At 47.9% G+C, this 22,178-nt stretch carries 16 protein-coding genes and 3 pseudogenes; 10 read left to right on the forward strand and 9 right to left on the reverse strand.

Features of this window, described 5'->3' with window-relative positions; all coding sequences use genetic code 11:
- The first annotated feature begins 15 nt into the window (after positions 1–15).
- The 3 genes from ELR70_RS10655 to ELR70_RS10665 are packed head-to-tail and all read left to right on the forward strand — an operon-like array spanning position 16 to position 3,463.
- Complete coding sequence (locus ELR70_RS10655; protein WP_054014207.1) at positions 16–474, forward strand: zinc ribbon-containing protein; 459 nt, start codon at positions 16–18, stop codon at positions 472–474.
- Between the two features lie 53 nt (positions 475–527).
- On the forward strand, positions 528–2,963 hold the full coding sequence (locus tag ELR70_RS10660; protein ID WP_054014206.1) for an AAA family ATPase: 2,436 nt from the start codon (positions 528–530) through the stop codon (positions 2,961–2,963).
- A gap of 14 nt (positions 2,964–2,977) precedes the next feature.
- Positions 2,978–3,463 (forward strand): FKBP-type peptidyl-prolyl cis-trans isomerase, encoded by a 486-nt coding sequence (locus tag ELR70_RS10665; protein WP_046004188.1) that lies wholly within the window; start codon positions 2,978–2,980, stop codon positions 3,461–3,463.
- A 210-nt stretch (positions 3,464–3,673) separates the two neighbouring features.
- On the opposite strand, the gene ELR70_RS10670 is transcribed toward ELR70_RS10665, so the two are convergent.
- Positions 3,674–4,297, reverse strand: coding sequence for a TIGR04211 family SH3 domain-containing protein (locus tag ELR70_RS10670; RefSeq protein ID WP_054014205.1), 624 nt, complete (start codon positions 4,295–4,297; stop codon positions 3,674–3,676).
- 287 nt (positions 4,298–4,584) lie between these two features.
- Between ELR70_RS10670 and ELR70_RS10675 the strand changes: the two genes are divergently transcribed.
- The 3 genes from ELR70_RS10675 to ELR70_RS10685 are packed head-to-tail and all read left to right on the forward strand — an operon-like array spanning position 4,585 to position 7,680.
- Positions 4,585–6,102, forward strand: a complete 1,518-nt coding sequence (locus tag ELR70_RS10675) for a CYTH domain-containing protein (protein WP_054014204.1) — start codon at positions 4,585–4,587, stop codon at positions 6,100–6,102.
- Positions 6,086–6,772: an START domain-containing protein gene (locus tag ELR70_RS10680; protein ID WP_054014203.1), complete on the forward strand. Its 687-nt coding sequence runs from the start codon at positions 6,086–6,088 to the stop codon at positions 6,770–6,772. The genes ELR70_RS10675 and ELR70_RS10680 overlap by 17 nt, the downstream gene beginning before the upstream one ends.
- Before the next feature lie 56 nt (positions 6,773–6,828).
- The gene (locus ELR70_RS10685) at positions 6,829–7,680 is read left to right on the forward strand and encodes an HDOD domain-containing protein (RefSeq protein ID WP_054014202.1); all 852 of its coding nucleotides are present in this window, start codon (positions 6,829–6,831) and stop codon (positions 7,678–7,680) included.
- Positions 7,681–7,743: 63 nt separating this feature from the next.
- Here the strand turns inward: ELR70_RS10685 and metK are convergent, their stop codons facing one another.
- Positions 7,744–8,895, reverse strand: coding sequence for a methionine adenosyltransferase (metK, locus tag ELR70_RS10690; RefSeq protein WP_054014201.1), 1,152 nt, complete (start codon positions 8,893–8,895; stop codon positions 7,744–7,746).
- Between the two features lie 360 nt (positions 8,896–9,255).
- On the opposite strand from metK, the gene tkt reads away from it, so the two are divergent.
- Both tkt and ELR70_RS10700 read left to right on the forward strand, forming a co-directional pair.
- The gene (tkt, locus tag ELR70_RS10695; protein WP_054014200.1) at positions 9,256–11,250 is read left to right on the forward strand and encodes a transketolase; all 1,995 of its coding nucleotides are present in this window, start codon (positions 9,256–9,258) and stop codon (positions 11,248–11,250) included.
- Between the two features lie 194 nt (positions 11,251–11,444).
- Complete coding sequence (locus ELR70_RS10700) at positions 11,445–12,086, forward strand: hypothetical protein (RefSeq protein WP_128064572.1); 642 nt, start codon at positions 11,445–11,447, stop codon at positions 12,084–12,086.
- 31 nt (positions 12,087–12,117) lie between these two features.
- Here ELR70_RS10700 and ELR70_RS10705 read toward each other — a convergent pair whose 3' ends face one another.
- Positions 12,118–12,849 carry a hypothetical protein gene (locus ELR70_RS10705; RefSeq protein WP_054014198.1) on the reverse strand — a complete coding sequence of 244 codons (732 nt, stop codon included), beginning with the start codon at positions 12,847–12,849 and terminating at the stop codon, positions 12,118–12,120.
- Positions 12,850–13,119: 270 nt separating this feature from the next.
- Between ELR70_RS10705 and ELR70_RS10710 the strand changes: the two are divergent.
- Both ELR70_RS10710 and ELR70_RS10715 read left to right on the forward strand, forming a co-directional pair.
- A pseudogene (locus ELR70_RS10710) lies at positions 13,120–14,573 on the forward strand (RimK family protein).
- Positions 14,573–15,680 (forward strand): annotated as a pseudogene (locus ELR70_RS10715) (GNAT family N-acetyltransferase/peptidase C39 family protein). Before ELR70_RS10710 ends, ELR70_RS10715 begins: the two co-directional pseudogenes overlap by 1 nt.
- A gap of 96 nt (positions 15,681–15,776) precedes the next feature.
- Here ELR70_RS10715 and ELR70_RS10720 read toward each other — a convergent pair.
- From ELR70_RS10720 to surA, 6 genes and pseudogenes are all read right to left on the reverse strand, one after another.
- The gene (locus tag ELR70_RS10720; RefSeq protein WP_054014196.1) at positions 15,777–17,792 is read right to left on the reverse strand and encodes a methyl-accepting chemotaxis protein; all 2,016 of its coding nucleotides are present in this window, start codon (positions 17,790–17,792) and stop codon (positions 15,777–15,779) included.
- Between the two features lie 113 nt (positions 17,793–17,905).
- On the reverse strand, positions 17,906–18,703 hold the full coding sequence (locus tag ELR70_RS10725) for a symmetrical bis(5'-nucleosyl)-tetraphosphatase (protein WP_054014195.1): 798 nt from the start codon (positions 18,701–18,703) through the stop codon (positions 17,906–17,908).
- Positions 18,703–19,092: a Co2+/Mg2+ efflux protein ApaG gene (apaG, locus tag ELR70_RS10730; RefSeq protein WP_054014194.1), complete on the reverse strand. Its 390-nt coding sequence runs from the start codon at positions 19,090–19,092 to the stop codon at positions 18,703–18,705. Before apaG ends, ELR70_RS10725 begins: the two co-directional genes overlap by 1 nt.
- A complete protein-coding gene (gene rsmA / locus ELR70_RS10735) occupies positions 19,076–19,882 on the reverse strand; it encodes a 16S rRNA (adenine(1518)-N(6)/adenine(1519)-N(6))-dimethyltransferase RsmA (RefSeq protein WP_054014193.1) in 807 nt (268 codons plus the stop codon). The genes apaG and rsmA overlap by 17 nt, the downstream gene beginning before the upstream one ends.
- Positions 19,879–20,870, reverse strand: a pseudogene (gene pdxA / locus ELR70_RS10740) (4-hydroxythreonine-4-phosphate dehydrogenase PdxA). Before pdxA ends, rsmA begins: the two are co-directional and overlap by 4 nt.
- A gap of 13 nt (positions 20,871–20,883) precedes the next feature.
- The gene (gene surA / locus ELR70_RS10745; protein ID WP_054014191.1) at positions 20,884–22,170 is read right to left on the reverse strand and encodes a peptidylprolyl isomerase SurA; all 1,287 of its coding nucleotides are present in this window, start codon (positions 22,168–22,170) and stop codon (positions 20,884–20,886) included.
- Between the last annotated feature and the right edge of the window lie 8 nt (positions 22,171–22,178).

Genomic DNA, 22,178 nt, shown 5'->3' on the forward strand with positions numbered 1-22,178 from the left:
AGTCGGGAGGTAAACATGGCAGATTACAAACGCTGGCTGGATGACTTTTCAGTGTGGCTGAAAGACGTTAAAGAGCATGAGCTTAAAAAGTTGATCAAAGACTTTATGGAGGTCCAGCAAGCGGTGAAGCAGCTGTCCAAAGACAAGTTGGCCGATTATCGATACTATCTGAAGCGCGATCTGGCCCATCTGAGTGAACATAAAGATCACTATGATGATGTGGCCTGGGAAGAGCTTAAAGCCAGTGTGATGTATGAACTGGCTCAGCTGGAGGACCGAACTCAACTGGAGTGGCAGGCATTAGTGCAGGACTTTCAACACGATGGCATCTACAAACAGGGGGAATGGATAGCATTGGGGCAATTAGTATGTAAAAATTGCGGCCATAAAATGAATGTCTATTATGCGTTGGAAATTCCGTCGTGCAGCGAGTGTGGGCACGGTGAGTTTGCTCGTAAGGCACTTACCCCTTAATCACAGCCCTGCATGAAACAATCGTGCGGCCGGCCAAGAGAAAGAAGTTAGGAATGACGAAAACCATTAAGCCTTTAAGCAGCGAACAGCTGGCTCCCAGTGTGTCTTTGCCACATATCACCACCTGCATGCAAAACCCGTATCCGGATCCTTTGCCTTTTATCGGTCAGAATCGGGCCCAAAGCGCACTGGATTTTGCGTTGGGCATGGAACTACCGGGTTATAACGTGTTTGTTATGGGCGAAGCGGCGACGGGCCGCTTTACCATGGTCAAAGATAAACTCGAAGCACACTGCAAAACCCGCCCGACACCCAAAGAGTGGTTGTACGTCAATAACTACGATGACCACAGAGAGCCGATCGCCCTGTTTATGCAAGCTGGCGAGAGCAAAGTATTGGCCGATGACATTGATTCCTTTTTAGATGAGGTAGTGGATACGTTTCCTGCGGCATTCGATAACCCGGGTTACCAGCGCAAGAAAAAATCGCTCGACAGAGACTTTGACAATAAATACAACGCTGCCCTGAGTGCGGTGGAAGAACTTGCCGCGAAGAAAAGCGTTGCCATGATGGAAGAAAAAGGGGTAGTGAGTTTTGCCCCTGTGGTGGATGGCAAAGCGCTGGACGATACTGAATTTATGGCACTTGAAGAAGCCGTTCAGGAACACTTTTTTGATGCCATTGAAAAACTGGAAGATTGCCTGATTGAAGCACTGATCGAGTTGCCACGCTGGAAGCGCGAGTCATCAGAGAAGCTGCGCGAGCTGAAGAAAACCACGATAGAGCTGGCGACCAAGCCATTACTCAAAGCTCTGGAGCATAAGTATGCCAGCCACATTGGGGTGATACGTTATCTCAAAGACTTGCGGGTGGAAATCGTCGATGCAGTACTGGACTGGCTGGACGATGACAGTGCTGCGGGAGACGAGAATAAAGATGACTTTGATGCCAAGGGAATGCTGAGTGATTTCTTTGCGCCTAACATACTGGTGGAGTTCAAAGAAGGGCAGGCCGCGCCTGTGGTGTACGAGCCTAATCCGACCTTTGGCAACATCTTTGGCAAAATTGAGTATGCCAATGCGCACGGCACCCTGATCACCAGCTACCGCTCCATTCAGCCGGGCGCACTGCATCGCGCCAATGGTGGCTATCTGATCATGGATGCCGACAAAGTGCTGGCCAATGCGCAGGTCTGGGACGGGCTCAAACTGTCTTTAAAAACGCACCAGATCAAAAATGATTTACCTTATCAGGATAGCTCGGTAGGTAGTAGTTTTACCCTTAAACCTCAGTTGATCCCCCTGGATGTGAAAATTATTCTGCTGGGTTCTCGTGACTTGTATTACACCATAGGTGAATACGACGAAGAGTTTGGCGAGTTGTTCCGGGTGCTGGCTGACTTTGACTACTATCTGCCCGATAGCGATCGGTTGCAATATCAGTTTGTCACTAAAGTGCAGGAGTATTGCGAGCAGACACTCAAGTGTACTTTAACCGGCGAAGCGCTGGCGCGGTTGCTGAAGTTCAGTTATCGCCAGGCTGAGCACCAGAACAAACTCTCGGCCCGTTTTGCTGATGTGCTGGAGCTGGTGGCTGAGGCGAGTTATTACGCTAAGCAGGACGGCCTTAGCGAAATTGACGCGCCTCATATCGACGAAGCCATAGTAGGTAAGCAATATCGCACCGGACAACTCAGTGAGAACATGCTTAGTGACATTGAAGAAGGTCATACTTTGATCGCCACAGAAGGCGAGGCAGTCGGTAAAGTCAACGGTCTGACGGTGTTGCACATTGGCGATACTGCCTTTGGTACGCCGGCGCGGATCACTGCGACTGTGTATGCCGGTGCCGATGGGGTGATAGACGTGGAACGTGAAGCCGAGTTAGGTAAGTCGATCCACTCTAAAGGCGTTATGCTGCTGACAGGCTACCTGGGTAATAAATATGCGCAAAACTTTAGCCTGACGCTGAGCGCCAATATTGCCATTGAACAAAGTTATGGCTTTATTGACGGTGACAGCGCGTCGCTGGCGGAGCTGTGCGGCCTTATTTCTGCCATTACTCAGCTTCCCATCGATCAGTCACTGGCACTGACGGGCTCCATTAACCAGCACGGTGAGGTGCAGGCCGTCGGTGGCGTGAATGAAAAAATCGAAGGCTTCTTTAAGCTGTGTAAAATGCGCGGCCTGACCGGGCGTCAGGGTGTGATCATTCCTCGTTCTAACCTGATCAACCTGGTACTGGATGACGAAGTGCTGGCGGCGGCTCAGCAAGGTCGCTTCCATATTTTCGCGGTGGCGACAGTCGACGAGGCGCTGTCTTTGCTGATGCAGCGCGAAGCCGGGGCACTTACCAATGGTGAGTATCCGCAGCAGAGTATCAATGCGCTGGCACTGGCCCGTTTGCAGCAAATTGCCGATGTGGTGAATGGCGACGATAAAGACGCCGAAGGCGAAGCGCCAAACGAACAAGAAAAAGATCATTCATAATTTAGGTAGTCACTATGTCAACAACCAATATTATCCTTGTGCTGGTCATCGTCGTGCTGGGCTGGCTGATTTTTAAAAACGGTAAACAGCAAAAGCAGGCGGCGGCAGGTAACAGGATAGAGGCGGCTGAGTTTCTGGCGCAAAACGCGCAAAAGAGCGGAGTCACAACAACCGACTCTGGTTTGCAATATGAAGTCTTAAACAAAGGTGACGGGACTGAGCATCCGAGCGCGACAGACAAAGTCACCGTGCATTACCATGGCACCTTGCTGGATGGTTCGGTGTTCGACAGTTCTGTGGTACGCGGTGAGTCTATCAGTTTTGGCCTGAACCAGGTCATACCGGGATGGACCGAGGGCGTTCAGCTGATGACCGTGGGTGATAAGTTTCGCTTTTTTATCGGTCCGGATCTTGGCTACGGAGACCGTGCAGCCGGGAAAATTGCACCAGGGTCGCTGTTAATATTTGAAGTTGAGTTACTCGCCATTGCAGGCAAGTAATACCAATTTCACTTAATGCCTGTTCAATTTGAAGGAGCAAATATGGCGCTAACGGCGTTGAAAACTTCTCATTTAGAATAACTAAATAGCAAAGTTTTCGCCTGGTTATCGACCCTATTTTCTCGCCTCAAAATAGAACACTTAATTAAGCAAATTGGTATAAAAAAAGGCCGAAAGGCCTTTTTTTATGCGTATATTGTATTGCGACTTTTATGCCCAGCCGTCGTAGCGCTTACGCCTTGACAGCACCAGCGTAAGTATCACGCCAATTAAAATGCCTGCGATGCCAATTCCGCCACCGTAGCTTAGCAACATATGTTGCTCCGTTTGTGCTTTGTTTTTACTTGCTTCAGCCTGGGTTTCAAGTGCTTGTTCTAATTCTGAAATGGTGTTTTTCAGATCCGCATTGTCCTGTTGTAATTGCTGATTGGCTTGTTCCAGCTGTGGGATCTGACTTTGTAAAGCATTGAGCTGGCTGCTGTTGCTACTGAGCTCAACATTGACACTTTCGAGGCGCTGGCGTAATCCAGGCTCTGCTGTGACGAATTTACTTTCAACCCAACCTTCACGGGCTTTATCATCTCTAATCTGCACAAAGCCTTCTTGGGCGGTGTTCAAGATGGTAATGGGGCTACCCGCTTCGACCGAGCCCAAAATACGATAGTTCTTGCCCGGGCCGGTGTGCATGAACAGGTACAAGTCGTCGACAATATAACCGTTGTTGTCGGTTGCTGACTGGGCCTCGGCAGGCTCATTTTGCAGGTCGGTTTGCTCCGCCATTGTGCCCAGAGACAGCACAGACAGCAGCAGCGGCAAAGCGATATTTTTCAGCATTCGCAGGCCTTAAATATTGATATCTTTATAAAGTTACCAAAATAGTAGGGATTTCCCGGCACAAAGGCAAGGGGCAGGTTTTGTCCTCAATTCTATTGCAGGTTGTTTTTTTGCGAGTAAATGTGTTGGCGCATGACATTGTGTGTGCTCTTGTTTACACCTGTAATTCATGGAACCGGTTGGTAATGGTGGTGATTATGCGCTAATAATTACTAAAAGGTTTGCAAAGTGCGGACCCTTTGTATATTTTGTGGGTTCTAAAATTACATAGGTAAATCACACTCCTGATGGACACTGAGATAGAACTGAAATTTTTGGTTTCAGACAATGAAGTTCCGCTGATCCCAGCCCTAATTACCCAGTTTGCTAAAAAAGTCAGCAATAAACCTGCTAAAAATCTAAAAAATGCGTATTTTGACACACCCAGTCGGGAGTTACGTGCATTAGATATAGGCTTGCGTACGCGCTGTAACGATGACGAGTGCGAACAGACGATAAAGCTGGCCGGAGAAGTGGTGGGTGGATTACATCAACGTCCTGAATACAATTTACCAATCCAGGGCAGTCGACCTGATATTCATGCCTTTGACAGCAGTATTTGGCCTATGGGTGTACAGCTCGAATCGATTGCCAGTAATTTATTCCCGATATTCAGTACTAATTTCATTCGCCGTACCTGGTTGATTGAAACCGAAGCAGGTAGCGAAATTGAAGTCGTCCTTGATAAAGGCGAGATCAGTGCACAAGGGTCGGTTGAGCCCATTTCCGAGCTTGAAATAGAGCTTATTGAAGGTGATAAAAATGATCTGTTCCTGCTGGCTGATCACTTGTTGCAACACATAGGTTTGCGTCTAGGATTGTACTCCAAAGCGGCCAGAGGTTACCGTCTTGCCGACGATAAGCCACTGAAGGCGAACAAAACACTGGGTGTCATCAAATTGCCCAGAGGCTGCTCACAAGAGCAGGCGCTGATAGCTACAGTCAATCATGGTATCCAGTTTGTTCAAAAGCATGAGCAGTGTTATCTGGACTCTCCGAGCCTGAAAACACTCAAACGAGTGATAGATGGGGTCAGTTTGATCCGGCACGCGTTCTGGCTCTTTGAAGAGTTTGTTGATAAGTCTTCGACGGAGTTTTTGCGCAAAGAGCTTAAGTGGCTATTGTCTGAATTAGGTTGGGTGGAGAATGCCATTCATCTGAAAACCTACACGTCGAAACGCCACGCCTATTATAAACGGATCTCCAATGCGCCTGAACTGGCTCAGGTGATCACGGATATGAAAGACGTGCAGCCAACGGTGACAGATATTGAAGATTTATTCCACTGCTCACGATATAACCGCTTGATTTTGGCGCTTACCCGCTGGTTACTGGACAAGTCCTGGCGTAAAAACTGGGATCAAAATGCGATAACTGCTGCACAAAGCCCGGTTGGGGCATTGGCAAAACGTGCCTACGATCACGACTGGAACAAACTAACAACGCTGTTCCCGGCAGACAGTGCTATGACAGTTAAAGAGTATCTGGAGTGTCGTCAGCCGCTGGAAAACATGCTTCTTAGTGGCCATTGTCTGGGTAAACTATACGATAAAGAAACCCGTCAGGCGTTCAGAGCCCCATGGGTCGATATTGTTTATGGTATTTATGAACTAGAAACACTCTTCTATTTACGTCAGTTGTGCGAGGGACAGCCCAGTGAAGCGTTGCAGGACATTTTAGTCTGGTTGCAACAAAAGGCCGACTTTCTCGTTAGTGCAATGGAGCAAAGTCGTCAGGCATCGTTAAACAGTGAACCTTACTGGTGATAAGCCAGGTTTAGCCTGTCTGTGTTTGCTACTGTGGCTTGTCGTTTATGCTATGCCGGGTCACAGTACACAGACGTCAGAGCGATGGCAGCCCTGGCATCAATCGACGTTGCTGTCGATCACCTACCATAAGCCATTTGATCAACCCCTGAAAATACGTGTAACCGGCAAATGGCCCGGGATCAGTGCAAAATCTGTGATTAATCTGCTAAATGATACCGAGCGCGTTCCTTTGTGGGTGAAACACGTTAGTGAAGTGACGATTTTATCTCGCCCTGCAGCTAATCAGACGCGCGTGCTGACCCAATTTGATTTACCCTGGCCGCTTCGTAAGCGGGACATGGTGACACATGCCTGTTTGCTGCAATTATCCAAAGAAAGCTATGTATTGAAGATACGCTCCGACACTGAGTACCCGACAGAGCAGGATGTGATTCGAATTCAGCCTGTGATGGTACAATGGGGTCTCACGGAGCAAGACAACGCCGTTTATATCGATTATCAAATCTCAGCTGACATTCAAGGCGAGGCACCACAATGGTTTACCGATAAAGTTGCACTGCGTAATACCCGGGCTTCGTTTAATGCGTTGTATGCTTTATTACGGGCACGCCCGGACAGCATGGAGCCCTGGGCCCTTACGCCCGGAAATACCTGCCCGTTCGAATGATCATCGCGTATATATCGTCTACACTAAAAGCAAACTAGTCTGACGTATTTGCTGTTATGCTCAATATCGATGAAGAAACACTGGCGGAGTTACGTTCCGGATTCAATCTGCCGGCAAAGCCTGAAATTCTGGAGCACATCCAGAATGAACTTAATAGTGAAGAACCTGAACTCAATCGCGTTGCGAATATCATTTCTCAGGATGTTGCAACCTCTGCCGCTGTGTTAAAAGTCATTAATTCCCCGGCCTATGGCATGTCAAGAACGGTGTCGGACATCAAACAGGCCGTGATGTTTTTGGGTCTTAATAGTATCACCCAGATTGTGACGGGCTACTTGTTGAAAGAGGCGTTTGATCAAAGCCTGTGTTGTATCTCGTTAGAGCGGTTCTGGGACAATGCCATTGATATCTCTCAGATAGCCATGCTGATTGGCAAGCGGGTGCGCGCCAATGTACCGGTTGAAAACTTACAGTTGCTTGGCTTGTTTCATGATGCAGGTATACCTGCAATGGCCATGCGTTATGACAACTACAAGGAAGTCATGACTCGTGCCATACAGCGCCCTGAGTATACGCTTGCCTGTTATGAAGAGCAGCTATACCCGACTAATCACGCTGTGGTGGGTTATTACCTTGCCAGCTCATGGAATATTCCCAAGGCGATGTGTCAGATCATATTGCGTCATCACGACCCTTTGTACCTGGATGAGGAGCGAGAGGAGAGTGAGCAGCAAGCCTTTGCCATTCTTAAGTTAGCTGAAAACCTCGCCTTTGAGGGTAAGTATTTTCGTAACTGTGCGGATTGGCATGCTTTTAAAGATAAGGTGATGATTGTATTAAACATTCATGACGATGAATACGTGGATATAAAAGAAGATATTGAAGAGTTTTTGATATCCGGGAATTAACTATTCTAATTTTATAAACAAAAGGCGCCTTAAGGCGCCTTTTCTGTAAATCATTATTTACAATTATAAACCAGCAGCTGCTTTAAGCGCTTCAGCTTTGTCTGTTGCTTCCCACGGGAACTCGTTACGACCAAAGTGACCGTAAGCCGCAGTAGGCTGGTAGATTGGACGCTCAAGGTCTAGCATAGTGATCAGACCGTACGGGCGCAGGTCAAAGTGTTCGCGGATCAAGTCGATCAGGCGAGCTTCTTCCAGTTTACCTGTGCCGAAGGTTTCAACACTGATAGAGGTAGGCTCTGCAACACCAATTGCATATGACACCTGAATCTCACATTTGTCAGCAAGGCCAGCTGCAACAATGTTCTTAGCAACATAACGGGCTGCATAAGCGGCTGAACGGTCAACCTTTGATGGATCTTTACCTGAGAACGCACCACCACCGTGACGTGCCATACCACCGTAGGTATCTACGATGATTTTACGACCAGTCAGACCACAGTCACCCATAGGGCCACCGATAACGAAACGGCCAGTCGGGTTGATGAAGAACTTAGTCGCTTCAGTGATAAGTTCAGCTGGCAGTACTGGTTTAATGATGGTTTCCATCACAGCTTCTACCAGATCATCCTGAGACACTGTGTCACAGTGTTGAGTTGACAAAACAACGGCATCAATACCAACTGCTTTACCATTTTCATAGGCAAAAGTAACCTGAGACTTAGCATCAGGGCGTAACCAAGGCAAAGTGCCATCTTTACGCACTTGCGCCTGACGTTGAACCAGACGGTGTGAATAAGTGATTGGTGCTGGCATTAAAACATCAGTTTCGTTACAAGCGTAACCAAACATCAGACCCTGGTCACCCGCACCTTGTTCTTCAGGGCGAGTACGGTCAACACCCTGATTGATATCAGGAGACTGTTTACCAATGGTATTAAGGATTGCACATGAATCAGCATCAAAGCCCATGTCTGAGTGGGTATAGCCGATTTCGCGTACCGTTTTACGCGTTAATTCTTCGATATCAACCCAGGCGCTGGTAGTGATTTCACCACCAACCATGACCATACCGGTTTTAACGTAAGTTTCACACGCAACACGTGCTTTTGGATCTTGCTCAAGGATAGCATCTAGTACCGCATCAGAGATCTGATCGGCGATTTTATCCGGATGACCCTCAGAAACAGATTCAGAAGTAAATAAATGTTTTGCCATTGTATTTATGCTCACAAATATTGCGCTTCACAAACTACAGGAATAGCGCGAAAAATCAGAGCGATATATTATCGAAAACACGCACGGCTGCATAGCTTTTTTACGCCTAGACGTCTAATTTTAGACCTTTGCAAAAAACGCAGTAAAAAAGTCCGTGAGTAGCTCGATATTTCATTGATTTTTAATTGCAGTGGTTACCCTAATAGGTAAGAATGGGGACCAATTTTCTAATCGAGTTACCTGCTGCTTTGACGTGTTACACTTTAAGTTGCCTCACATCAGGCACACATGACAACGTCGCTACACGGGTATTATAGGTACAGATTTGCCACTCAAAAGACATAAAAGGTAGGAGACTTCATGCCATCTCGCAAAGAACTTGCAAATGCCATACGCGTTCTGTCCATGGACGCAGTTCAAAAGGCCAAATCCGGTCACCCGGGTGCCCCAATGGGTATGGCCGATATCGCAGAGGTATTGTGGCGCGATTATTTAAAGCATAACCCCAATAATCCTGAGTGGGTTGATCGTGACCGCTTTGTATTATCAAATGGCCATGGTTCCATGCTCATTTATTCTCTGTTGCATTTGTCTGGCTATGATCTGTCTATTGATGAACTGAAAAACTTCCGTCAGATGCATTCAAAAACGCCAGGTCATCCAGAGTATGGCTATGCACCTGGTATTGAAACGACTACAGGTCCGTTGGGGCAGGGCATCACCAATGCCGTAGGTATGGCAATTGCGGAAAAAGCGCTGGCAGCTCAGTTTAACCGTGACGAGTACGATATTGTAAATCACTACACGTATGCTTTCCTTGGCGATGGCTGTTTGATGGAAGGTATTTCTCACGAAGCCTGTTCACTGGCCGGTACTTTAGGTCTGGGTAAACTGATCGCATTTTGGGATGACAATGGCATTTCAATTGACGGTGAAGTTGAAGGCTGGTTCAGCGATGACACGCCGAAGCGTTTTGAAGCATACGGCTGGCACGTCATTGCGGATGTGGATGGCCATGACAGCGACGCCATCGCAGCAGCGATTGAAGCGGCACGCGCAGAATCAGACAAGCCAACGCTTATTTGTTGTAAAACAGTGATTGGTTATGGCTCACCAAACAAGTCGGGCAGCCACGATTGTCACGGCGCCCCTCTAGGTGATGACGAGATCAAAGCGGCACGCGAGTTCCTGGGCTGGGAGCATGAGGCGTTTGAAATCCCTGAGTCTGTTTACGCAAAATGGGATGCGTCTGCACATGGCCAGCAAATTCAGAGCGAGTGGCTGGTTAAGTTCACAGAATATCAGATGCATTACCCTGAACTGGCGGCGGAATTTGAGCGTCGTACTAAAGGCGAGTTACCTGCTGATTGGGCACAGAAAAGTGCTGAGTACATTGCCCAGCTACAGGCCAACCCGGCTAACCCGGCAACCCGTAAAGCATCACAAAATGCACTGAATGCATTTGGCCCTCTGTTACCTGAGTTTATGGGCGGTTCAGCGGACTTAGCGGGTTCTAACCTGACACTGTGGGATGGCTCCAAAGGCCTGACAGCAGACGATGCCTCAGGCAACTACATCTTCTACGGTGTACGTGAATTCGGTATGTCGGCCATTATGAATGGTATTGCTTTGCACAAAGGCTTTATTCCTTACGGCGCAACCTTCCTGATGTTCATGGAATACGCCCGTAACGCAGTACGTATGGCAGCACTGATGAAGCAGCCTAGCATCTTTGTTTATACCCACGATTCAATCGGTCTGGGCGAAGATGGCCCAACGCACCAGCCAGTAGAGCAGCTGGCAAGTATGCGCATGACCCCAAATCTGGTTAACTGGCGCCCGTGCGACCAGGTTGAATCCGCTGTAGCCTGGCAGCAGGCTATCGAGCGTAAAGACGGTCCTACGTCATTGGTATTTACCCGTCAGGGGCTTGAGCAACAGGCGCGTAGCGACGAACAGGTTGCAGCCATTAAGCAAGGTGGTTATGTACTGAGCTGTGACGGTGAACCAGAGCTTATCCTGATTGCAACGGGTTCAGAAGTTCAACTGGCAGTAGAAGCTGCGGCACAACTTCGTGACAGTGGCAAGCGCGTACGCGTAGTGTCTATGCCATCTACCGATGCATTCGATGCACAGTCTGCTGAGTATAAAGAGTCTGTATTGCCAGCTGCGGTAACACGCCGTGTTGCTATCGAAGCAGGTATTGAAGACTACTGGTATAAGTACGTTGGTCTGAATGGCGCGGTTGTTGGCATGAGCACCTTTGGTGAGTCAGCGCCTGCAGCTGAGCTGTTCAAGCACTTCGGCTTTACCGTTGAGAATGTGGTTGCCAAGGCAACAGCGCTGTTCAACTAAGCTCAAAGTTTGCATTGAAAAAGCCGTTTAGGGAAACCTAAGCGGCTTTTTTATGTTCTGAATAGGCTTGAACTGGTACAAGCTATTGTTCTTTGTTGTAATTAATGTTTTATAGTGAGGGGTTACTGTTTCGGATATGCCCGAAACCTCGTGCTCTTATCATTAAACGATAACTGGTCATCAGGAGTCATAGGTTGAGGATACTATTTATCACCCTAATATTGGTTTCTCTGAACGTGTCTGCCACCGCGGGCATAAAGAGTGAAAGCGGCATCTTTGCATTTGTTGGGGAGCAGGTGGACTTTTATCAGTTTGAGTCCAATGTAGGCGACGGTGTGATCCGCATGGATGGCGCATTCAAAGCGAAATACAAAGTCCTGGAGAAAGTCCACGGAGAGTTTAATGCCGATGTAATCTCGTTTGAAGTCTACGATCACTACGGCACTCCTGCGTTTGCAAAGTATAAGTATGTACTGTTATTTGTCACAGAGCATGACGGGAAAATATACCACGAAAAGTACCAGTACTTTGATGTTTATAAGACACAGTCGGGGGAGTGGGCCTATTGCGGTGCTCCCTTTGAGTACGAAGAAGCTGTGAATCCTAAGCCATTGGAGAATATCGAATTCAGTCCAGTAATCGAATATAGCACAGTGATGTACAATGAGGCGTATGCAAAGGAAGTGTTTCCGGAGCCCACTTTTGAACATGCAAATGGCAAAGCTACCTGCCGACAAGGCGTTTATGTGGATGAGCTTTTTAGGATAAAACAAGAAGAAATTTTGAAAAATCGTGGTCATTCAGCGAAACCTGGCAGCAAAACCTTATCTCGCTGAATGTATCATCTATCTGCACTTTAACATCGGCTTAGAACCGATAGGCGAGGCTCACATTGATACCCATTTCGTTGCTGCTACGGTCAAACCAGTTGGACTGGTGGTAGATTGTCTCTAATGTGCCATACCAACTGGGCGTAAAGGCATGTTCTATGGCTAAGCTCAGGCCGTAGTTATGTCCATCATAGTCGAGCACTTTATTGGCCACATCCTTATTGCAGCCTTCGCGCTTTTCACAGTAAATAATTTCAATATCACCTGGTTGATAAAAGACGCTGCCATAGACTAGCAGTTGTGGTGAAATTCTGTACCCGCTAATAAGGGACACGTCCAGCAGTTGCTTATCAAGCCCCCAATGTCGGTAGGTATTCTGGTTGCCAGTGCTACCGTTGTCATTGTTTTTGACATACCCAAACCGTACAGCATGGCTCCAGTCACCGCTTTGAGCATGTTCACGATGCTTACCGTAAAATTGGTATTTGATCCCATAATTAGCATCGCTGGCAATGGTGGCGTCAAGTTCAAGTCCGAAACCCAGCGAAAGTTTGGCAGAAGTTAGCCCTTTCGACTCACTTTCCGCGTCTATGCTACCTTTATGAGGCATTACGTGTGTGGTTGCCTTGCCGAAAGCAAGCTCCAGCTTGAGCGCTTCTTCGTTGACCTCTGAGCTGCTTAACCTGACCATGTCATTGTGTGCTTTGGGTGTGGAATTGCACCCAGCCAGAACGGTCAGTGCCACGGGTATCAAGATTACTTTGTTCATGTGATTTAATTCTATTCCGTTAAAAATGGCGCAAGTGTGCAGTATCGTCCCTTAAATTGCAACTTTTGGTGGCAAGACTGGGCACAATGGTGGCTTTTGCAGCGAACAGGAGAAAAGAATTGCTCATCTTAAGCATCAAAATTGATCGTTTGTCTCTGGTCTGATTTTTACATACAAATAGCGTTATACCGGTTGGAAAAACCATCATAAACAGGTGGTCTGTTGCACTATGCTAAAAGCATAAAAGGTCAGGCCACACTAAGGACTAAAATGTTGTCTACGCTATTTGTTGTTGATCAAAACGCAGATATTTTACCACTGAACGACAATGTGGTGACTTTCGAAACTTATCTTCAGGAGTATCCTAAACTCGGCGAGTCTAAGCTCAGGGTTATTAACCTTTGTGACAGCCGACGATACCTCAGTCAGGGCTATTATTGCTCCTTGCTGGCTGAAGCACGCAATCATCAGGCGCTGCCGAATGTAAAAGTGATCAATGAACTGGGTGATGAGGGCTGCACCGTGTATTTGTCTCAGGTCTGGTGCGCGCAGCAGGGCATAGCCGTGTCACAGCCCTTGTCTTTGTTGGTCTGTATGGGCGAAACACAGCAGGCTGCATATACCAAGCTGGCAGCGCATTTGTTTGCACAATTCCAGGCTCCGTTACTGACTGTGAATGTTCAGCTGCAGGGCGCGGGACTGCAAGTCCAGGTTTTGCGCAGCGACTTTTCATCAATTGATGCTGATGAGCTGGCATATTGTGCACAGGTGCTTAGTCGAGTCCATGCAATGCAATGCAATGGAAGAAGCGCAAAAGTAGTAAAAAGCACCGCTGGGATCTGGCTATGCTGGTTGATCATCAAGAGCAGTTGCCGCCGAGTAACAAAAACGCCGTTAGTCGCTTTGTGAAGGCCGGGGCCAAGCTGGGTATTAAAGTTCACCTGGTCGAGGCGGCTGAGCTGTATAACTTAAGTCAGTTTGATGGGTTGTTCATTCGCGAAACAACAGCTATTGATCATCATACCTATCGTCTTGCCCAGGAGGCGGAGCAAAAAGACTTAGTGGTGATTGACGACCCCAGCTCTATTTTACGCTGCTGCAATAAAGTGTTCTTGCACGATGCGTTTAACTATAAAAAAGTGCCGTCACTGGAAACGCGCTTTGTTAGCCAGTGCTCTGAAAAGGTAATTGAAGAGTTGGTTGAACAGTTGTCATTGCCTATGGTCCTTAAAATGCCGGAAAGTGCATTTTCAAAGGGAGTTTATAAGGTAAAAACCAAAGAAGAGCTGCAATTTCGGTTGAACCTGTTATTGGGAGAGTCGGCCCTTGTGCTGGCCCAGGCATATCTGTATACCGATTATGACTGGCGTATTGGGGTACTCAACGGACGCGCCATTTATGCGTGCCGTTATCATATGGCGCGCAATCATTGGCAGATCTATAACCACAGTTCAAAACGCAACTTCTCAGGTGGGTTTGACACTTTGCCGACCTTTGAGGTGCCTAAGGCTGTGCTGGGCGCCGCACTGAAAGCTGCGGCTGTGGTTGGCAACGGCTTGTATGGCATTGACATTAAAGAGCATGAGGGTAAGGCCTATGTGCTGGAGGTGAACGATAACCCCAGCATCGATCAGGGTGTAGAAGACAAGTACCTGGGCGATGAGCTGTATATGCAGATCATGTCCGAATTCTTACGCCGTCTTGAGGCGAGAGGTAAAAAGTAATGTTGCAGGCCTGTATGGTGGTTGAAAAAGCCCAGCCAGCGGATTTAGCCGAACTGGTTGAGCTGGAAGGGCGTTGCTTTAGCAGCGACAGGCTCAGTCGTCGCCAGTTTAAGCATCATATCGGGTTCGAGCACAGCCTGCTGTTGACTGCCCGACTGGCAGGTGAACTGGTGGGTTATGGATTGCTATGGTTGCATCAGGGAACACGACTGGCACGCTTGTACTCACTAGCTGTATCGCAGGAGCACCAGGGCAAGGGTATTGCCCGACAGTTGATGACGGCGCTTGAGTCTCAGGCGGCCCAGCTTGGTTGGTTTTATATGCGGTTGGAAGTTGCAAAGCGCAACACGGCGGCAATCGCTCTATACAAGAAGCTGGGGTATCGAGTATTTGGTGAATATCTTAATTACTACGAGGACCACGATGATGCGCTGAGAATGCAAAAGTGTATTCGCAAGCGCGCTGAGCAGGCGACCTTGCAGGTTGCCCTGGTATCAACAGACGACAGAGTTTACCTGTGGGCCTGCGTCTTTGATGATGGCGATGGCCAGCATAGATCCGAATTGTATGGGAGATCAGAGCCTGGAGCTTGAGATCTGGCGCGAAGCAACAACCATTTTTATGACCTCTGGACATGGTGGTTGCCATCCATTTGGCCTGGCGCTTGCTGCTGAAAGGCGTGGCTTTGCGACCGAAGTCGTGGTGAATACCGCACAGCCACTATTTATTGATGGGGTGCGAAACGAACAGAAAAAACAGGTCATGACACTGGTACATGAGCAATTTAAGCAAGAATGTGAATATCGTGATATTCCCGTTCATTGTGCCAGCCTTCAACTTGAACAAGTTGAGCTGTGGCTGTCTCAGGGGAGTTCGATATTGGCTTTGATCAGCACTTATCGGTTGAACGGTAAGAAGGCACCACATTGGGTCTTAATCACCGGCATCGATACGCTCTGCTTGTATGTCAATGACCCGGATGTGGAAGATGAGCAGGAGGCAATTGACTGTCAGCAGGTGCCCATTGCACGTGAAGACTTTGAGAGAATGGCCACTTTTGGTGCTAACAAGCTCAGTGCGCTGGTGGTGTTACATGAATCATTTTGAGCGCACTAGTACAAATTTCACTTAATGCAGCACATAGGTATAAAAAGAAAAGGCCCGCTCAAAGAGCGGGCCTTTTTGATTTGGTAAAGTTTGAAATTAGACCCTGAACTGGTCGACAGACTGTCTCAGCTCTTCGGCCAGCTTAGCTACTTCTGAGCTCGAGATAGATGTCTGGTTTGCACCTTCAGCTGTTTGCTCGGCGATGGTCACGATAGACTCAAGACGTTCGCTGATCTCCTGCGAAACTTGCTGCTGCTCGTTGGCTGCATTGGCAATTTCTTCACTGACATCGTGTGCGCGTGAGACTGCATCAGTGATAGAGTTAAGCGCTTCGTTGGCCACATCACTTTGATGAACACATGACTCAGCCTGTTGCTGGCCTTTCGACATGGCGCTAACGGCTTCTTCCGCACCACTTTGCAGTGACTCAATCATAGCCTGGATCTCTTGGGTTGACTCTTGGGTCTTGCTGGCAAGAGAGCGTACCTCATCTGCAACAACAGCAAAACCACGACCCTGCTCACCTGCACGTGCGGCTTCGATGGCAGCATTGAGTGCCAGCAGGTTGGTTTGCTCTGCAATACCGCGGATAACATCCAGGATCCCGCCAATGGCAGAACTGTCCTGATGTAGTTTGTTGATGACCTCTGAGACGGCTTCCACCTCATGAGCCAGTTGCTCAATGGTGTGCTTGTTGTCCTGAGAAATACCTTTTACGCGCTCAGCTTCTTTGTCCGCGTTCTTGATTTCCTGTAACGCCTGATGGGCACTGTTACTCACCCCATGGGCAGTACTACTCATTTCTGTGGTAGCAGTGGCTGCTTGTTCAACCTGAGACTGCTGGCTCTTAATTGCCTGGCTAGACTCTATGGTAATGGCTGAGGTTTCTTCCGAGGCTGCTGCTAGCTGGGTTGAACGCGACACAATACCTGTGATCAGTTCACGCAGGCTGGCGATAAGACTATTACAGCTGCGTGCCAGTTCGCCAAACTCATCTTTCGCTGAATCATCCAGTGTCTGGGTCATGTCGCCACGCGCCACAATGTTGAGTATTCTGTTTACTTCGGCCAGTGGCTTGGTAATACGGCTGACAGTCAAATAAGCAATAACAATGGCTAACAGGGCTGCCATGATCATGCCTACCCAGGTCCACATATTTGCAGAAGTCACGTCTGCGCGTACTTCGTCCTGGATATCAAACGCGAGTTGTTTAGATTGCGCAACCAGCTCACCAAGCTGTTTTAATGCCGCATTGGTTGTCGTCTCTGCAGCATCCAACTCAGAGCGAGTCTTTTGCCTTGCAGCAATCAGCTGACCAACATTGCCGGCAATGCCGCTTGAGCCTTTTAGCTGAGCAAGGAGGTCACTGTAGTACTGCTGTAAATCGTCAGCCAGGGTGCTATCAAGTTGAGAGACGGTTGATGTCATCAGCGCCATGTTGCGCTCCAGCTCTTCCAGCACATAGGCTTGTTCTTTTTCGACTATGTCCAGTGTGTTGCGTTCTTTGATAGTCATCATATCTGTACTGGTGGTAACCGCTGAACTAAACAGGTTTTCCAGTTTGGTTGCGGCCTGATAAGCGCGGTTGTCGCTTTCTTGTAAGCCATCCAGGTCAAGGATATCTAGCACTACTGTAGTGGCATCTTCCGCTGCCATTTCGGTGTCTTCGAGTTGTTTCTTAAGGGTATTAACCAGCATAAGCTCACGGGCTTTGTTGCTTAGTAAGTCCTGCACTGAGGCCGAGAATTGTTTAAAGCTTGTTTCGACCTGACGTTTGCTTTGTGCCAGACCCGGGTCTTGGTCAACCACTGCACCTAATTCAGAAAAGGTTTTATTAAACGCTTGCTGGCGCTCATTAAACTTTGCCTTAAGTGAATTAAGCTCGTCGGGTGACTGGGTAAAGTAACTGCCCTGAGCAAGTTTACTCATTTGAGTAAATTCGATCTGTAAGGCTGCACTGCTATCGAGCGCAGGCAATGACAGAGAATTAACCAGTCTTGTGGAATTATCAATATTGGCGATCCTTAGCAGCGAGTTTCCTCCGATCATCAACAGGAGCAGAGTGATTATTATAAAACCACCCCAAATGCGTTGGCTTACAGTCAAATTCATACGGGTACCATCAAATTAAAGCTGAATGAATGCTTATCGGATTTATTGCGCGATAGTTAAGTATTTTATAGCAGATGTGAATTCAAAATTCAGTAAAATCGGCTGAGAAACAGTTAATTGCTCGAAATTTGCTCATTTTTATCTAAATCAAGCAAGGTCATTGGCCCACCCCATACACATCCTGTATCTAAAGCAGTAACATTGGGCATATATGTGATGCCTTGTAGTGCTGCCCAGTGGCCAAACACGTAGCGACTAGGGTCGGTCTGAAAGCGTGGGTGAGTGAACCAGGGACGTAAATCACCGGCATCTTCTAACGTCCCTTTGTTGTCAAAATCGAGATGCCATTGAGACGTCAGAAAGCGCATTCGGGTAAACACATTGACTATGCTATTAAAGCGGCTTTGTTCATCTTCATCCAGTACCAGGCGTGACTCTTTGCCATACATGGCGCTCAGAAAGCGACTCGCCTCATCACCCATATATTTTTGCTGTGCCCAGTGTCCTAATGACAGGGCTTGTTCAATCTCCCAATCAGGGTGAATACCGGCATGAGAAATAAAAGTTCGATGGTTATCAAGATACACGCACAATGGCTGACGGCGCAAAAAAGTCAGATAATCTGGTAATTGAGAGTGCTGGTATAGGGCGTCGAGCTTGTCTTTAGGGTTGGGTGTTTTGCCAAGCAATACATTACAGATAAGGTGTAAGTCGTGGTTGCCGAGTGTAATGGTTATGCAATCCTGATGACGAAATACAAAGTCAAGACAGCCAAGAGAATCAGGCCCTCTGGCTACGATATCGCCGACCAGATAAAGGTGGTCACGTGCAGGGTTGAACGCGACCTCCTGTAATAGCTGCTTTAATGGTGCAAAGCAGCCTTGCAGATCACCGACCACATAATTGGCCATTAGTGCAGGATATCCGGGCGACTCAGTCTGAATACCTGAATAGGTGCCCGGAACTCGGTGCCAAACTCGTTGCGCATGACATAGTAGCCTTCCATCGTTCCAACTGGCGTGTCCAACACCGCACCGCTGGTATATTGGTAGCTTTCCCCCGGGCGAATGGTCGGTTGCTCGCCGACCACACCATCACCTTCAACCTCAGTTTCTTTGCCATTAGCGTCAGTGATCAGCCAGTAACGGCTTTCCAGTTTGGCATTGCACAAACTGTGATTTTTAATGGTAATGGTATAGGCAAAAACATATTTGTCTTTTTCTGGCTGAGATTGGCCTTCAACATAGAAGGTTTCTACAGCGACTTTGATCGGTGAGCCGATCTCACTCTTTGTTGTCATAGATCCAGTTTGCTATCTCAATAAATTGCGAAAGGGAAATATTTTCTGCACGTAAACCCGGGTCGATCCCAAGGTCACTGAGTTGCTCAGCTGTCATCAAGTTAGACAAGCTGTTACGCAGCGTCTTACGTCTTTGGTTGAAAGCTTCAAGACACACGGTGTTGAGGACTTTGGTGCTCTTTGCACTACGTTGCTGTGCTTCTTTAGGGATCAACCTTACCACTGCGGAGTCAACCTTTGGAGCGGGCTTAAAGCAAGTGGGTGGTACTTGGATCACCGGAATCGCGTGACAATAATACTGAGTCATCACACTCAAACGACCATAGGCTTTAGAACCTGGTCCGGCAACCATGCGATTCACGACTTCTTTTTGCAGCATGAAATGCATATGTTCAACCTGATCCGCAAATTCAAATAAATGAAAAAGCAGCGGGGTAGAGACGTTGTAGGGTAAATTACCAAAAATCTTCAACTTTTCATCGCCTTTGAGGAGCGTAGAAAAATCAAACTTCATGGCATCGCCCTGGTGCACCGTTAGTTTGGGTCCCATAAAAGGGTGGTGGATCAGCCGCTCTGCCAGATCACGGTCTAGTTCCACAACAGTAAGCTGGTCACTCAGCTCAACAACGGGCTCAGTGATGGCACCTAAGCCTGGACCTATTTCAACCAGGTTGTCTGTGGGCTTAGGGTCGATGGCCGTGACAATCTTATCGATGATATTGCTGTCGTTAAGAAAGTTTTGGCCGAAGCGTTTACGGGCTCGGTGGCCCAAATGTACTTTATCTGTCATGAACTCTGTGTTTTCTCGGTGGCGAGCTTAATTGCTTCGCGGATCGCTAATTCGAAACTACCGACTTCTGCGTTGCCGCTGGCGGCAAGGTCAAGTGCCGTGCCATGGTCAACTGAAGTACGGATAAAAGGCAATCCAAGGGTAATATTTACCGAATTGCCAAATCCTTTGTATTTTAACACAGGTAAGCCCTGATCGTGATACATTGCCAGTACGGCATCGGTATTTTCGAGATATTTAGCCTGAAACAGGGTATCTGCGGGCAGCGGGCCGACAAAATGCATGTCTTGTGCATTGAGCTCAGCAAGAACTGGCTCTATGGTATCGATTTCCTCGCTGCCCAAGTGTCCCCCTTCACCTGCATGCGGGTTTAATCCGCACACCAGTACATTTGGTTGCTCAATGCCAACTTGGTTTGCAAGTCCTGATAAAGAATATGGGCAACTTTAGTTAAGCGCTCATGGGTAATGGCCTTAGAAACGTAAGCCAGAGGAATATGAGTCGTAACCAGTGCTACACGTAGCCCCTCGGTAGCCAACATCATGACCACATCAGGGGTGTTGGATTGCTGAGCAAAGTACTCGGTATGGCCACTGAACGAAATACCTGCGCGATTAATGATCCCTTTATGAACTGGCCCGGTGACGACCGCATCGAACGTGCCGTCCATATTTTTTTCAGAAGCAATACGTAAGGTATCTAACACATACTGGCCATTGCGTTCGTCAAGCTCACCGGGGACGACGTCGCAGCCTTTGTCGACTTGAAGGTAATAAATACTGCCAGGCGGTGCCGCTATTGCTGGGGCATTGGGATCAAATGGAATGAGCTTAATGGTCGTATCTAGCTCCCTGGCGCGTTCTAGCATGATGTCTTTATCAACAACGGCGACCAGCTGAGCTGGCCAGTCGTGTTGCGCAAGTTTGATGACCAAATCTGGTCCTATCCCTGCCGGCTCACCGGGGGTGATTGCGATTCTTAAACTCATCTTAGTTCTTCTATTAGTCGATTACTTCTACGTGTGCCTGCTCACGCATTTCGCGCATCCACTTAAAGCTCTCTTCTTTAAACTTACGACGAAACAGAAGCTGGTGGGCACGATTTGCTTTTGCTTGCTCTGTTTTATCAGCCACACGTTTGTCAAGTAACTGTACAATGTGCCAGCCAAAACTACTTCTGAATGGGTCACTTATCTCATTTTGTTCCAGAGACAGCAGCGCGTCGCGAAACGCAGGTGCATAGGTAGTAGGATCTGTCCAGTCGTACTCACCGCCTTTGAGCGCTGAACCGGGATCTTCCGAGTGCTCTTTTGCAAGAGCCGCAAAATCGGCGTTACCTTCGCGGAGGTCGGTTGCAAAACCAGCCAGCATGTCTCGTGCTTTTTCTTCACTTAGAATGATGGACGGCTTGATGAGAATGTGACGTGAGCGTACTTCTACCCGCTCAACGACTTGGCGACCGCGAATATCCTGAACCTTCAGGATATGGAAACCTGCCCCAGAGCGCAGTGGACCAATGATATCATCTTTCTTCTTGCCTTTTACTGCCTCAGCAAACAAGGTTGGCATTTCATTGATCCCCATCCAGCCAAGTTGCCCGCCGTCTAAGGCTTTGGCACCACTAGATGACGCAATGGCGATGCGTTTGAACTCTTTACCTTCGTCAAGAAATTCCATCACCTTTTCAGCACGTTCACGTGCATCTTCAATGTCTTCGGGGTTTGCTTTACTGTCAACTTTGATCAGGATGTGGCCAATATCATATTCTTCTGATTGACCCGTTTGCTCCGCTAAAATTTTCTGCAGATTAGCGATTTCCTGCGGGCTGATGTAAATGCGGCGATCAACGGCGGCACGCTGTACCTGAGAAATCATGATTTCTGTACGGATCTCTTCTCGGTACGCCTGAAAGCTCTCACCAGCAGCTTCAATTGAGTTACGCAGATCTGAGATTGTACCACCTTGGTCTTTTGCCATGCTAGCCAGTGTCTGATCCAGCTGGGCGTCGGAGATTTCCATTCCCATTCGGTCTGCTAATTGTTGCATTAGCACTTGATCTATCAGTTTTTCAACGGCCTGAATTCGCAAAACCTTATCAGAGGGGAGCTCTGTATTTTGTTGTTCGGCTTGCTCTTTCACGCGTTTGAGGATTTTGTCTACTTCACTTTTTAACACCACGCCGTCGTTAACCGTCGCGACTACTTTGTCCAACTGGATACGCTCTGCCCACACCGGCTGTGCCAGCGTCATACTTAATATTGGAACTAATAACAGCTTTTTTAAATTCATAAGAGTCT

Source organism: Pseudoalteromonas sp. R3, assembly GCF_004014715.1.
Lineage (GTDB): Bacteria > Pseudomonadota > Gammaproteobacteria > Enterobacterales > Alteromonadaceae > Pseudoalteromonas.